The sequence below is a fragment of the Lewinella sp. IMCC34183 genome (genome assembly GCF_003390915.1).
Classification (GTDB): domain Bacteria; phylum Bacteroidota; class Bacteroidia; order Chitinophagales; family Saprospiraceae; genus Neolewinella.
Genome location: NZ_QMEM01000001.1, coordinates 328297 through 341382, shown reverse-complemented (window position 1 = coordinate 341382; position 13086 = coordinate 328297). Strand labels below are relative to the sequence as shown.

Below are 13086 nucleotides of genomic sequence, written 5' to 3'. Positions count from 1 at the left end.
TTCACGGGGTTGAGCGGAATCCTGCGCCCTTGCTCTGCCTTCGGTGGGCCTAGCGTTCAGTACCGCAGGGAGTAACAATCCGCAGCTGCCAGCCGAAATTCAGCCAGACGGGGAAGCTCTCGATGGCGGTCCGTAATCCACGTTCCAATTCCTCTTGCGAGGCAATCGGTTGGGCTGTGGGGTCCTGGCAAATGGATAGGTGCAGCGTATCGCACTGAAAACCTGTCACCTCCAGGATGATACCGAGCTGCTGGTAGGCGACCTGAAGGTGCAACAACTCTTGATAGAAGTCAGGGGGTAAGCTAAACACCATCAGGCCTGTTTTCATGACGAGCGGTACCACGAGCAATTCACGGTGCCGGTTACCGAACGTCCGCCAATGACGGATCGTGCCCATTATCGGTCCAGCATTTATGATATAGGGTTAAAGGGGGCGAAAGGGTTCAGAATGTCGCCATCACGGCAGTTCATTCCTTCCTGCATCAGGTCTGCCGCGTCACCCTGACTACTCGTACGTCGGTTTTCGACGATCGCAGCCCGCACTACCGACAGCGCCCGCTGGCGGGTAGGATACGGCCATAAGGTCGGGGCGGCAGGATAACTACCGGCCAAAAAAAACCGCACGTCCATCCGATGAGGATAAAAGTGCGGTCGGGGGGTGGAAGACCGGGTTCGAACCGGCGACCTCTGGAATCACAATCCAGCGCTCTAACCAACTGAGCTACAACCACCAGGTGGGCTCGCTTCTGCTAAAAGCCCCGCAAAGGTAAAAAGTTCCTCGCTATTCGGAAAGCTCCGGGCTAAATTTCTTGAGGGCTTTGGCCATTTGCTTTTGCAGGTCGCGGGCGGCGGCCCCCGGATCATCGGCGTACAGGATGCCCCGGCTGCTGTTGACCAGCAGTCCGCACTCCCGGGTCATACCGTGCCGGCAGACCCCTTCCAGGTCGCCTCCCTGCGCCCCGATGCCCGGTACCAGGAAGAAGTGCTGCGGTGCCACCTTGCGGAGTTCGGCGAAGCGGTCGGCCTGCGTTGCGCCACAGACGAACATCAACTGGTCCGGAAGCCCCCAGTGACTGGCGCGACGCATCACCTTGGCGAAGAGGGGGGCGCCGTTTTCCTGGGGGGTGTGTTGGAAGTCCTCGCTACCGGAATTGCTAGTCAGGGCCAGCAAAATGGTCCATTTGTCCGTCCGCTCCAGGAAGGGACCGACCGAGTCCTTGCCCATATAGGGGGCGACGGTGATCGCATCCGCCCCCAGCGTATCGAAGGCAAAAGAGGCGTAGTAACGACTGGTGTTTCCGATGTCGCCGCGCTTGGCGTCCGCGATGATGAAGTGCTCGTCTCCGATGTACGCGATGGTATCCCGCAGTATTTCCATCCCGTTGAGCCCTAGGGCCTCGTAGAAGGCGGTATTTGGCTTGTAGGCAACGCAGAATTCCCGGGTAGCATCGATGATGTCGCGGTTAAATTGCACCACGTCCCCCGCGTAACGGTCGGGAATGCGGTCGGGATCAGGATCCAGTCCGACGCAGAGAAAGGATTCTTTGGCGAAAATGGTACGTACCAGCACGTCCCGGGTCATAAGCGAGGGGTTGGGTCCGGCGAAGGTAATAAGATCACTTTATGAATGTATAGTCGAGTGGTTCGAAGGAAGGCTCCACCCGTCGGAAAACGTGTTGCGCCTGTACGCGAAAGCGTATGCAGACATCCGGATACGGCGACTGCGTCAACTGCGTAAACAATTCCTCGGGCACGGTATGGTAGGCGACGGTCGTGGGACCGCTGTGGTACGTAAGAAATAGTACCTGTGTATCCCGGTCGTAGCCGGCGTGCGATACCATCTCGCTGGTACCGCGAAAATTGTGTTGTTGCATGATCGAAGGGTTAGGCGTTACCTCTAACAGAATCTTAGTCAATGCCGTTCACAAAATCCGGCACTTCCAAAATAGTATTCTTAATTAATGATATTTCGTATTTATAAATTTGACAAATGCCCTTGTAGCAACAATTATTTTGCCAATGATCAAAATCGAGGGCAAAACACCCGATTTCGCCCGGGAAGATCGCCGGTGTAGATTACGCTCAGCTCGAAGCCACTGCGGGCGTTGGCGGGGCGGGCCAGGGGCCCGGCCTGCAGATCGTAACTCACCGCGGCCCTGACCTGCGGCCACTCCAGGCCGACACCGACCGTGACGGTACTCAGGAGCACCCCCGACCCATCGGCCTGATTGAGGTGAGCGAAACTGAGCAGACGAAGGGCTATTTCCCGCCACTCCCGTTGGGTATAGCGCAGGCTGCCCCCAAGCTGCGCGACCCGGCTCGGACCCTGGAACATCACGCGCGCCGCCGGCAGGAGGCTGAGGTAGCCCGTTCCGAGGGGAAGCTCCCCGCCGCCGTGCAGCACGTAGCGTCGGGCCAGCCGGTCGGTGGCTCCCGGCCGGGGGGAGATATTCGGTGCGTTAAGGTGGTAGGCCGCTAAACCGGCGTACGCTCCGCTGCGGTCGCCGAAGGTACCGAACCACGTTACGCCGGCGCCCACGTCCAGATACGTCCGCGCCCCGGCCGGATTTCCGGGTTCACCGGTGGGGGCTCCGCGGTCGAGGTAGGCCGCCTTGCTGGCCGGGTCGAAAAAGTACTGTTCCGAAAACCACAGCTTGTTGAAGTCAAACCCGCGCTGACCGAGCCCCACCTGTGTCCCGGCGCTGAGGAAGTGAGCCCCGCGCCCCGCCGGCCCGCGCAGGCTTCCCAACCGCTGCTGGTAGCTGCCGCTCACCAGCCCCTGACTGCGTACGTAATCGCTGCTTCCGCCCCGGTCGTGTTGCACCTGTACTCCGAAGCCGTAATAGTGATTGCGGCCGACGGGCCGCCGCCAGTCCGCACCCGCCAGCAGGCTGGTGAAGGATGCGTCGGGTCCCAAACCGGAGTAGCGTTCCTGGTAGTCCGCCGTTACCCGCACGCCCCCGTCTATCACCCCCGTCAGCGCCGGATTGGTCAACATTGGGGTGGCGGACAAGTGGTGAAACCCGGCATCCTGCGCCCGCGCCGTGGCGCTCAGGACAAGCAGGCAGCCGATCAGTACGTGAGTGATGCGAATGCAGTACATATCAGCGGATGAGGGTGGTTTGTCCGGCGGTGGTGGTCCGCAGTCCGTCTTCGAATTCCACGGTCAGCTTGTAGAGGTACACGCCTCCGTCCAGTTCCCGGCCCGCGGCGTCATTGCCATCCCAGCCGGCGTTCGCGTCGTTCACCGGAAAGTCTTCCGCCTCATACACCTGTCCGCCCCAGCGATCGAACACCGTAAAGCGGACTACCCGGGTACCCGGTCTTCCGTGTACGCGCAGCAGGTCATTGTGGCCGTCCCCGTCCGGCGTGAATCCGGTTGGCACGGCTAAGGCGCGGATCTTGCGAATGTTAATCCGCCGCTGGTCCTCGGCCGAGCACCCGAGTGAATCGATCACCGTCAGCGAATAGGTACCCTCGTATTCGGGACGTACCAGCGGATCGGGGCAGTCGATACAACTGAGTACGCCCGACTCGGGTGCCATCCACTGGTAGCGAAGCGGTGGGGCGCCCCCCACGATTTCAGGAGCGAAGCGCAGACTGTCTCCGTAGACCAGCTCGGTATCCGGTCCCAGGTCGACGGAAAAGGGGGGTGCACCCGGCAATACTACCTCGGCTTGCTGACTGCAGCCCAGGGCGTCACGGAGGTAAATCGTGTACGTGCCGCCGGTCAGGTTATCGAAGCGGTTGGCGTTCACGAAGGCTACCCCGTCGATGCTGTACAGCAGGGGAGGGACGCCACCGCCCGCCGTTACCACGATGCGGCCCGTCGACTCGCCGGGGCAGACAGGAGCGGTGACATCCACCGTGAAGGAGAGCTCGCCGGAACTGCGTAGTTCGAAGCTGCTGGTATCGCGGCATCCGCCGGCATCGGTGACGGTGAGGGTGTAGGTGCCGGTCGATAACGACTCGCGGGAGGCACCGGCCGCCCCGTCGCCCCAGCTGAAGGTATACGGCTCCCGACCCCCGGTAGCGATCACGGCGATCGCGCCCCCTTCACTGCCAAAACAGCCAATTTCGCTCACGATTCCCGTCACTTCCAGGGGTTTCGGTGCCTGCAGGGTCACGGTATCCATCAGGCGGCAACCGTTGGCGTCGGTCACGTCCAGCACGTAGGTGCCCTCCACCAGGCCGGTGATCACCGGACCCGGGACGAAGCCCTCCCACTGGCTGCTGTACGGAGGGCTGCCCCCGCTGATGACGGCACGCAATTCCCCGGTAGCGCTGCCGCCGCAGCCCGGGTCCTGGGTGACCAGCGCTACGGCGAGCGGTTCCAGTTCCTGGACCGTGAATACGCGCCGGCTACTACAGCCATTGGCGTCGGTTATGGTGACCGCGTGTTGCCCCGCCGGCACGGCGCCCGCGAACGCGCCATTGCTCTGGGCTACTCCGGGCGACCACTCGTAGGTGTACGGGGGAGCCCCGTTGCCGATGGATGTGTATACCTGTCCCGTAGCCGTACCAAAGCAAGCGGGGGGGACGATGCTGTCCACGGCAAAGGCCAGGGTGTCGGGCGCGGGCAGCACGTAATCGTAGATCCGGCTACAGCCACCCGCTTCGCTTACGGTGAGGGAGTATGTCCCCGGAGCTAAATTCGTGATATTCAGCGTGGTATCACCCGTATTCCAGTTGTAGCTTAAATTGTTGATGGCCGTATCCGGAGCCAGCGTGATGCTACCGTTGTCCGCGCCGGCGCATCCGCCCACCAGGTTATCGGCAAAGCCGAGTACCAACGAATCAAGCCCGAAACGCAACTGCGAGCTAGCCGTGCATCCGTCGGAGGAGGTGGCGGTAAGGGTGTAGGTCCCGGGTCGACCGGGACGGATCACCGGATTGCGGCAATCGGTACAGCTGAAGTCCGGACTCGCGGGGCTCCAGCGGTAGGTTATGCGGGGGCGGCGTACGAGCACCAGCGACCATTCCGTAAGCATCCCCCCGGCCGCATTGGTCGCGGCGTCGTCGATCTCCAACACCCAGTCCCCGTTCGTGTCGCTGCCGGTAAGCGCGTTCCAGCTGTCTCCTTCCGGGGTGAAGCACCGCTGTAAGCTACTCCCGGTAAGGGTGCCGCGGGCGGCGAGCACTACCCGGGTACCGTCCGGCGACCGGAGCCGAATCTCGGTCTGCCGCAAGTCGCCCACGGCGGTGTAGTCCACACACAAGTTGCCGAGGTCGTAGGTGATGTCGGAGATCACGGCCGGCACCTGATCGGTGATGGTCAGCGTGGAGGTATCGCTACCCGTCAGCATGCGGTCCTCGAAGGCCCGCCACCGCACCTGCGTGGCCGTATCGATGGACAGCGGAAGGTCGGGCACGAAGTCATTGCCGATGCACAGGGTAGTGTCCAGCAAGGGCACGGAGTCGGGTGCGGGGCACACAAAACAGTCCGCCGCGAACGGGGAGGCGATATCGATCCGCATCAGGGTATCGTAGGTACAGCCCAGGCTGTCCGTCACGCTCAGCCGTTGCTGGTGAAACCCGGGGTCACCGGCGCGGTACACGACGCTGTCGGCGCTGTGGTACGCCAGCTCGCCGTTGTCCGACCATTCGGCCGGGCCGATGGGTATGGTGAAGTTCTGTTGGGCGGGCAGGACGCCGGGACCGAAATTGATTGTCCAGCCGTAGATCGTCCCGTCATCGTCGGCGTAATTGTCGCGGGCGTTGAGTGTCCACCGTCCGTTGAGGTTGCACCCTACGAGGGACGCAAAATCCCCGTCCATGGGCAGGTAAGTCGTATCGAAGGGGAGTACGGGCCTTCCCTGGGGCGTCTGCCGGAGGGTACGGCCGACCTCGTAGACGTTTTGGGTAGCGTCGGCCGTCCAGCAGTAGGTTTCGGCGGGCTCGGGTGTGGTCACCTCCTTGGTACCGTAACCGAAGCGTACGTTGAGGGGAGCTACCGTGGTTTCCTCGTCGCTGAGCAGGGTGAGTCGGTTGCCGTCCGGGCAGGCTACCCACATGTCCAGGTCACCGAGGTAGCTGTGCTCGATGGTGACGCAGATCGACTCGATGCCGCTGCCGTCGGTGAGACGCTGTCCGGGCTCGAACGACTGGATATCGAGGGCCGAGCTGTAGATGGTATTGAGGTTGTCCGGGATGGAGATCGTTTCCGAGAAGCTTTCCGATTGCTCGTAGGTGATCGAGCGGGCGACGGGCCGCAGGCCGTACGGGTTCGTGCTATCCGGACGCGTGGTCAGCGACACGGCTTCGCCGGGACAGCGCACCAGGGGCGGCGGGGGCGCGGGTGCAAAGATGGGCGGGGGCGCCACGCGGACCCGCTGTCCGATCCGGTTGGTGTTCGTGCATCCCTCGGCGTCGGTGATGGTCAGGTTGATGTCGTAGCCGCCGGCCGCTTCGTAGGCATACGTTACGTTACGCCCGCGGAGCGTATCTCCGTTTCCGAAGGTCCACAGGAAGGATGAGCTCACGTCGGACTGGGGGTAGACGCTTCCGGCCTGGGGATACCTTCCGCGACCCGTCAGCGTGATCGGCTCCCCGGCGCACAGGTCGAGGTAGCCACTGGCGGAGGGTGGGGGAACGATAGCGGCCAGTTCGGCCACGATGGGCTGACAGGCCGTGACGCACGCCAGCCGGGCCACCCAGCCCGCGGCATCTCCGCTGCTGCGAAATTCGGCGGTTATACAGCCGCTCCGGTTAGCCGCCGAAGCCGCTATCACCGGGGTCTCGCCGTTCTGGGCGGCACTGAGTTCGGCGAGTACAGCGGCGTTGGTGGTGGTTCCGTCGTAGAGGGTCAGGGTCCCGGCGAGCTGCAATTGCTCGAAGGTGAGCTGCAGGTGGGTGCCCGCCCCTGACCCGTCGGAACAAAAGGTGATCACCTGCCGGGTACCCGAGGGACCGTGACCACCGGTGCGGCCGCCGCCGTCCGTGAACGTACCCTGGCAGGCCGTCACCGTACCCCCCGCCGTGATGGCGTAGTCCTGGGCGCGGGCCGTCCCGGCCGCGAGGAGCGACAGCAGGAAACAAAGAACGGGGAACAGGCGCGGGAGCATGGCGGTGGCGGTGGCTAAGCGGACCCGGTCCGCTATCTTTGGGGCAAAACGAAGGAACATATGCAAGTATTGGACGGAAAAGCACTCGCCCAGACCATCAAGGAAGAACTCAAGGCTGAGGTTGACGCTATTCGTCAGGCCGCCGGTAAGATTCCCCACCTGGCCGCCGTGCTCGTGGGCGACGATCCGGCCAGCCAGGTTTACGTGCGCAACAAGGTACGTAGTTGCGAAGAGGTAGGCTTCCGCAGTAGCCTGATCCGTCGGCCGGACACCATCACCCAGGAAGAGTTGCTGGAGGTGGTGGCCGAACTCAACGCCGACCCCGACGTGGACGGCTTCATCGTCCAGCTCCCCCTGCCCAAGCACCTGGACGAGGACGCCATCAACCTGGCAATCCATCCGCATAAGGACGTGGACGGCTTCACGCCCGTCAACATCGGCCGGATGACGCTCGGCCTCGAATCCTATCTCCCGGCTACCCCCAACGGCATCATGGTGATGCTGGAACGGTACGGGATCGAAACGAGTGGCAAGGAGGTGGTGGTCCTGGGCCGGTCGAATATCGTAGGTACGCCCATGACGATCCTGCTGAGCCGGAAAAGTAACCCCGGCAACGCCACCGTGACCCTCTGTCACAGCCGTACCAAAGACCTGGCCGCCCACTGCCGCCGGGCGGACATCCTGATTGCCGCAATCGGTATCCCGGAAATGGTGACGGCCGATATGGTCAAGGACGGTGCCGTGATCGTGGACGTAGGTATTAATCGCGTCGAAGACGCGTCGCGCAAGCGGGGTTACCGCCTGGCCGGTGACGTGGACTACGCGGGCGTCAAGGACAAGGTGAGCGCCATCACGCCCGTCCCGGGTGGGGTGGGCCCGATGACGATCGTCAGCCTGATGATGAATACCCTGAAGGCGAGTAAGTCAAAGTAGGGTGACTAGATGATACCCTGCTCGCCCAGGTAACGTTCCGCGTCGAGGGCGGCCATGCATCCCGTGCCGGCTGCGGTGATCGCCTGCCGGTATACGTGGTCGGCCGCGTCGCCGCTGACGAATACCCCTTCTACGTTCGTATGGGTGGTGTTGGGGCGGTGGCGGAGGTAGCCGGTCTCTTCCATGTCGAGCACGCCCTCGAAAATCTTGGTGTTAGGCGTGTGGCCGATCGCCACGAAAAAGCCCGCGATGGGGATGTCGCTCACTTCGTCCGTCACGTTATTCCGGACGCGCACGCCGGTAACTTCGGTATCGCCAAGGATTTCCTCGGTCTCCGTGTTCCAGTAGACCTTGATGTTTTCCTGCTTCGCCACGCGGTCCTGCATGATCTTGGAGGCTCGCATCTCGTCGCGGCGGACGAGCATATGCACGGTGGGGCACAGGTTGCTGAGGTAGAGGGCCTCCTCGCAGGCCGAGTCGCCGGCGCCCACGATGGCGACCTCCTTACCGCGGTAGAAGAAACCGTCGCAGACCGCACAGGCACTTACGCCGTTGTTATTGAGCCGCTGCTCGCTCTCGAGGCCGAGCCACTTGGCGCTGGCGCCGGTGGAGATGATGACGCTGTGGGCGCTTACCTCCTCGCCGCCCTCGGTAAATATCTTCTTCACCTCGCCGGAAAAGTCGACCCGGTCGATGAGCTCGTACTTGATCTCCGTGCCGAACCGCGCGGCCTGGTTCTTAAGGTCCTCCATCATCTGGGGGCCCATGATGCCTTCCGGGTAGCCGGGAAAATTCTCGACGTCGGTGGTGATCATGAGCTGACCACCGGGTTCCTTGCCCGTGTACAGGACGGGGTTGAGGTTCGCGCGGGCGGCGTAGATGGCGGCGGTGTATCCGGCGGGTCCGGAGCCAATAATTACAGTCTTCAGGGGTTCGTTACCCATTACGGCGGTTATTTGGGGGGCAAAAGTAAAGGATATACCTAACACCCCTGCGGCCGCACGGTTGTCTCCCTGCACCCGCGGCCGCGCCCCGCCCGCGGCTACTCGAAGAACTCGCGGAAGGACGGGATCTCCCGGTAGGCTCCCACGGGCAGGTCGCCCAGCTCAATGGTCATGATGCGCACCCGCTTGAGGGTCAGTACGCGGTACCCGAGGTACTCACACATGCGCCGGATCTGCCGGTTCATCCCCTCCGTCAGGACGATCCGGAAGCTGCGGTCGCCGAGCCGCTCCACGGTGCAGGGCCGGGTGCGCGTGCCCAGGATCGGTACGCCGGATCCCATGCGGCGGACAAAACGATCCGAAACGGGCTGGTCGACCGTCACGATGTATTCCTTTTCGTGGCCGTGCTCGGCGCGCAGCACGTCGTTGACCACGTCGCCGTCGTTGGTGAGCAGGAGCAGGCCGGTGGAGGCCTTGTCGAGGCGGCCGACCGGAAAGATGCGCTCGGGGTAGTTGATGAAATCGGTGATGTTGTCCGGGTCCCGCTGGTCGGTGGTGCAGGTGACGCCGGCGGGTTTATGGAAAGCCAGGTAGACCGCCGGGGGGCGCTCACCCAGGGGGGCGCCGTCGAGGGTGACTTGGTCGCCCTCCTCCACGCGGTTACCCTTGACGGCTACCTGCCCGTTGATACGGAGGCGCCCGGCCTCGATCCAGCGGTCGGCCTCGCGGCGGGAGCAGATGCCGGTGGCGGATACGTACTTGTTCAGGGAAACCGATGCTGCCATAGCGGTGAAAGTAGGGTGCCGGCCGAAAAGTGGACAGTGGTAGGCTGCTTGCGCGCGCCGCCTTATCTTTGCGGCCACAAACCACGACCGTTCTATGGCATCCCCCCTCGACTCTTTGGCTCCCGAAAGCCGCATCTGGATATATGGCGCCGAGCGTGCCCTGACCAAGGAGGAGACCGCGAAGGCGCGCACCGCCGCCCAGGGGTTCGTGGCCCAGTGGGTAAGCCACAATCGTGAGCTGGCGGCCGCGGCCGACGTACTCCACAACCGTTTTTTGGTCCTTGCGGTCGACGAGACGCAGGCCGAGGCGAGTGGCTGCTCCATCGACGGCAGCGTACACTTCGTCAAGGAACTCGGCGCTGAACTCGGTGTAGACTTCTTCAACCGGATGCGGTTCAGCTACCGCGACGAGCGCGGCAAGATCCAGACGGTCGGCCGGGAGGAATTCAAGTTGCTGTACTCCCAGGGGCAGCTTACAAACGACACCGTCGTATTCGACCCGCTGGTCAAGGAACTGGGCGAGCTGCGGCAGATATTCGAGCGGCCGCTCGAAGACAGCTGGCACAGCCGAATGGTTTAGTCCCCCTTAACGTACTGATAAAGAAGCTTTAATTCCGCACTCCCGCACAACGGACAGGGGAGCTTCAACGTCTTCTGGGTGTACTTATCCCACTTCCCCGAAGTGGCGGCAAATGACCCGACACCTACTCCTCATCGTATTGATGCTGACCGCCGGCACGCGCCTGGTCGGTCAGACCGTTACCGGTCGGATTCTCAATGAATTCGATGAGCCCGTTCCCTTTGCGAACGTGTACGTCAAGCAACTGGCCACCGGCACGATTTCCGACGACGAGGGCAGCTACACGGTCAACTTCCGTCTGGACGGAGAATACGACCTGGTGTTCTCCAGCCTGGGCTACGAGGCCCGCACCATTTCGCTGCGGGTGGGCACCGATACGCTGGTCTACGACGTCCGCCTGCTTACCTCCGGGGTCGAGCTCCAGGAGATCACCGTTTCCGCTTCCGGTCGCGACCCCGCCTACGGTATTGTGCGGGAGGCGAGCCGCCGCCGCGACGAACACCGGCGGGCGGTAGCGACCTACCGCACCGAAATTTACCTGAAGGCCGTGGAGGAAATCGATGCCGCCGCACCGAAACCGGAACCTTCTGCAGCCGTCGAGCCGGAGGGGCGCCCGGACCCCTTTGCGGAGCCCGCCGGTGCCGCCGAGCGGGCGTTGCTCGACGGATTGAATATGGTGGAGATGAAGGTGCGGCTCAACTATGCCTATCCCCGGCACTACAAAGAGGAGCGGCTGGCGTATTCCACCTACGGCGATTCGCGGGGCCTGTTCCTTCCGGTCTTCAGCGAGACCGATTTCGACTTCTACCGTAACCTGGTTGCCCTGCCCGGGATCGCGGCGGCACCGATCATCTCGCCCCTGTCGGGAACGGCGGTGCTTACCTATACCTTCGAGCTCGAGTCCAGCGACCTGGAGGACGGGCAGCTGGTGTACCGCATCCGCGTCACTCCGCGCAAGGTGGGCAACAGTACCGTCTCCGGTTACCTCTTCATCAATGCCGAAAGCTACACCATCAACCGCCTCGAATTTGATCTCCCGGAGGGGGGACTGCGGTTCTCTGACCGGTTCACGATCAACCAGCGGTACCGGCCCCTGCCCGACGGCGATTGGGTACTCGCGGAGCAGGTATTTACCTACGCGACCGAGCAGGGAAAGAAGAAAACCTACCGGGGCAGTACGACCCTGAGCTACTCGGGCTACGAACCGGACTACGTCTTCCCGGATCGCTTCTTCGGCAACGAGGTGGCCGTGACCACCGCCGCCGCCTACGCGAGGGACAGCAGCTACTGGAACCACGGCCGCACCGTGGCCCTTACCGCCGACGAGCAACGCATGGTGCACCTGCGCGACAGCATCCACGCCGTCACCAGCTCGGAAGCGTACCGCGACAGTATGGAAGCGTTGTACAACCGGGTAACCCTCCTCGAGCTGGCGCTGGATGGCGTCGAATTTCGCGACTACCGTAAAAAGCGCTCGTTGTACATCGGTCCGGTCACCGATCTGGTCGATTTTTCGCCCGTCGGCGGATGGCGGCTTGGCCCCTACGTTTCCCGCTACCGCCGGTACCCGAACGGGCAGGAATTCAACGTTTCGGGCTCCGTGGATATCGGGCTGGCCAACCTGGACGTGCAGGGCAAACTGGCTACCTGGTACCGCTACGACCCCTTCCACCTGGGCGACGTGTCGCTCTGGGCAGGTCGGGAATTCGAGGCCTTTAATCCCAACGATGCCTACCTCAACCAGCTCAAGGCGTCCAACTATTACCTGAAGGACAAGATTGAGATCGGACAGCAACGCGAGCTGGTGAACGGGCTCTACATCCGTACCAACCTCTCGCTGCGCGATCGGCGTCCCATCACTGGCTATGCGACCGGCTCGCTCATCGACGATATCGTGGTCGACGAGGAACCCACGGTGGATTTCGAGCGCTACCAAGCCCTGATCAGCGACTTGGCCCTCCGCTGGACGCCGGCCCAGCGCTACATGCGTGAGCCCAATCGGAAGGTCGTGCTGGGCAGTAAGTGGCCGACCTTCAGCCTGCTCTACCGACGGGGATGGCATGGTGCCCTGTCCAGCGACATCCGCTTCGACTACGTACAACTGGCCGCCGAGCAGAACCTTGGCTTCGGCGCGCTCGGTAACAGCAGCTACCGCGTGCAGGTGGGAACTTTCCTCAATACCGACGACCTGCGCTTCGTTGACATCCGGCGGTTCCGCGACAGCGACCCCGTGCTTTACTCTGATCCCCTCACGACCTTCCAGTCGCTCGATGCCGCCCTTGCCACCAGTGACCTGTTCTTCGAGCTCCACCACATCCACCACTTCAACGGGGCACTCGTGAACAACATTCCGCTGGTAAAGAAGACCGGTGTACGGACGGTAGCCGGCGGCGGTCTACTATACCTGCGGGAGAATAACTTCCGCTACCAGGAAGTCTTCGCGGGCCTGGAGCGGGTGTTTAAGATCGGCGCGCGCCGCCGCTTGCGGGTGGGAGTGTACGGGGTACTCGCCGATGATTCCGTGGGTGCGCCGTCGATGGATTATAAAGTCAGCTTCGACCTCATCGATATCTGGAAGAAGGACTGGCGGTTTTAAGCGACCTTCTGCCGGACCGGCATCACGATTACGAGTCCTGGACACCTTCCTGAAGGGGCAGTAACTGCGTATCGAAGGACATTCCAACCGACGAGGATTGGTTACCCGTGTATCCATATGGATGGCGTCGTCACCTGTAGTCGATTTTCAGTCCCGGTGATAGGACCATAGTTTGTAGTTGCAC

General features: G+C 62.5%; 10 protein-coding genes and 1 tRNA gene. 3 read left to right on the top strand and 8 right to left on the bottom strand.

The window, feature by feature from the left end:
- Positions 1–49: 49 nt before the first annotated feature.
- The 6 genes from DQG19_RS01440 to DQG19_RS01410 form a co-directional block, all read right to left on the bottom strand.
- On the bottom strand, positions 50–328 hold the full coding sequence (locus tag DQG19_RS01440) for a hypothetical protein (protein WP_157974257.1): 279 nt from the start codon (positions 326–328) through the stop codon (positions 50–52).
- 328 nt (positions 329–656) lie between these two features.
- A tRNA-His gene (locus DQG19_RS01430) sits at positions 657–732 on the bottom strand.
- A gap of 49 nt (positions 733–781) precedes the next feature.
- On the bottom strand, positions 782–1582 hold the full coding sequence (gene pyrF, locus DQG19_RS01425) for an orotidine-5'-phosphate decarboxylase (protein WP_116124442.1): 801 nt from the start codon (positions 1580–1582) through the stop codon (positions 782–784).
- 34 nt (positions 1583–1616) lie between these two features.
- The gene (locus tag DQG19_RS01420; protein ID WP_157974256.1) at positions 1617–1874 is read right to left on the bottom strand and encodes a KTSC domain-containing protein; all 258 of its coding nucleotides are present in this window, start codon (positions 1872–1874) and stop codon (positions 1617–1619) included.
- Positions 1875–2023: 149 nt separating this feature from the next.
- On the bottom strand, positions 2024–3103 hold the full coding sequence (locus DQG19_RS01415) for a PorP/SprF family type IX secretion system membrane protein (protein WP_116124440.1): 1080 nt from the start codon (positions 3101–3103) through the stop codon (positions 2024–2026).
- A 1-nt stretch (position 3104) separates the two neighbouring features.
- Complete coding sequence (locus tag DQG19_RS01410; RefSeq protein WP_198661623.1) at positions 3105–7064, bottom strand: proprotein convertase P-domain-containing protein; 3960 nt, start codon at positions 7062–7064, stop codon at positions 3105–3107.
- A 60-nt stretch (positions 7065–7124) separates the two neighbouring features.
- On the opposite strand from DQG19_RS01410, the gene folD reads away from it, so the two are divergent.
- Positions 7125–7997 (top strand): bifunctional methylenetetrahydrofolate dehydrogenase/methenyltetrahydrofolate cyclohydrolase FolD, encoded by an 873-nt coding sequence (gene folD / locus DQG19_RS01405; protein WP_116124438.1) that lies wholly within the window; start codon positions 7125–7127, stop codon positions 7995–7997.
- 5 nt (positions 7998–8002) lie between these two features.
- On the opposite strand, the gene trxB is transcribed toward folD, so the two are convergent.
- Together trxB and DQG19_RS01395 are read right to left on the bottom strand one after the other, a co-directional pair.
- Positions 8003–8941 (bottom strand): thioredoxin-disulfide reductase, encoded by a 939-nt coding sequence (gene trxB / locus DQG19_RS01400; protein ID WP_116124437.1) that lies wholly within the window; start codon positions 8939–8941, stop codon positions 8003–8005.
- A gap of 98 nt (positions 8942–9039) precedes the next feature.
- On the bottom strand, positions 9040–9726 hold the full coding sequence (locus DQG19_RS01395; RefSeq protein ID WP_116124436.1) for a pseudouridine synthase: 687 nt from the start codon (positions 9724–9726) through the stop codon (positions 9040–9042).
- 94 nt (positions 9727–9820) lie between these two features.
- Between DQG19_RS01395 and DQG19_RS01390 the strand changes: the two genes are divergently transcribed.
- Positions 9821–10306: a hypothetical protein gene (locus DQG19_RS01390; protein ID WP_116124435.1), complete on the top strand. Its 486-nt coding sequence runs from the start codon at positions 9821–9823 to the stop codon at positions 10304–10306.
- Positions 10307–10418: 112 nt separating this feature from the next.
- Entirely contained in the window at positions 10419–12902 is a 2484-nt protein-coding gene (locus tag DQG19_RS01385; protein ID WP_116124434.1) for a DUF5686 and carboxypeptidase regulatory-like domain-containing protein, read from the top strand.
- Positions 12903–13086 lie beyond the last annotated feature (184 nt).

Bases quoted from the DNA above. Each gene is read 5' to 3' on its own strand.
- DQG19_RS01420 (WP_157974256.1), bottom strand. From the start codon at position 1,874: ATGCAACAACACAATTTTCGCGGTACCAGCGAGATGGTATCGCACGCC.
- DQG19_RS01395 (WP_116124436.1), bottom strand. From the start codon at position 9,726: ATGGCAGCATCGGTTTCCCTGAACAAGTACGTATCCGCCACCGGCATC.
- DQG19_RS01390 (WP_116124435.1), top strand. From the start codon at position 9,821: ATGGCATCCCCCCTCGACTCTTTGGCTCCCGAAAGCCGCATCTGGATA.
- DQG19_RS01385 (WP_116124434.1), top strand. From the start codon at position 10,419: ATGACCCGACACCTACTCCTCATCGTATTGATGCTGACCGCCGGCACG.
- folD (WP_116124438.1), top strand. From the start codon at position 7,125: ATGCAAGTATTGGACGGAAAAGCACTCGCCCAGACCATCAAGGAAGAA.
- DQG19_RS01410 (WP_198661623.1), bottom strand. From the start codon at position 7,064: ATGCTCCCGCGCCTGTTCCCCGTTCTTTGTTTCCTGCTGTCGCTCCTC.
- pyrF (WP_116124442.1), bottom strand. From the start codon at position 1,582: ATGACCCGGGACGTGCTGGTACGTACCATTTTCGCCAAAGAATCCTTT.
- DQG19_RS01440 (WP_157974257.1), bottom strand. From the start codon at position 328: ATGAAAACAGGCCTGATGGTGTTTAGCTTACCCCCTGACTTCTATCAA.
- DQG19_RS01415 (WP_116124440.1), bottom strand. From the start codon at position 3,103: ATGTACTGCATTCGCATCACTCACGTACTGATCGGCTGCCTGCTTGTC.
- trxB (WP_116124437.1), bottom strand. From the start codon at position 8,941: ATGGGTAACGAACCCCTGAAGACTGTAATTATTGGCTCCGGACCCGCC.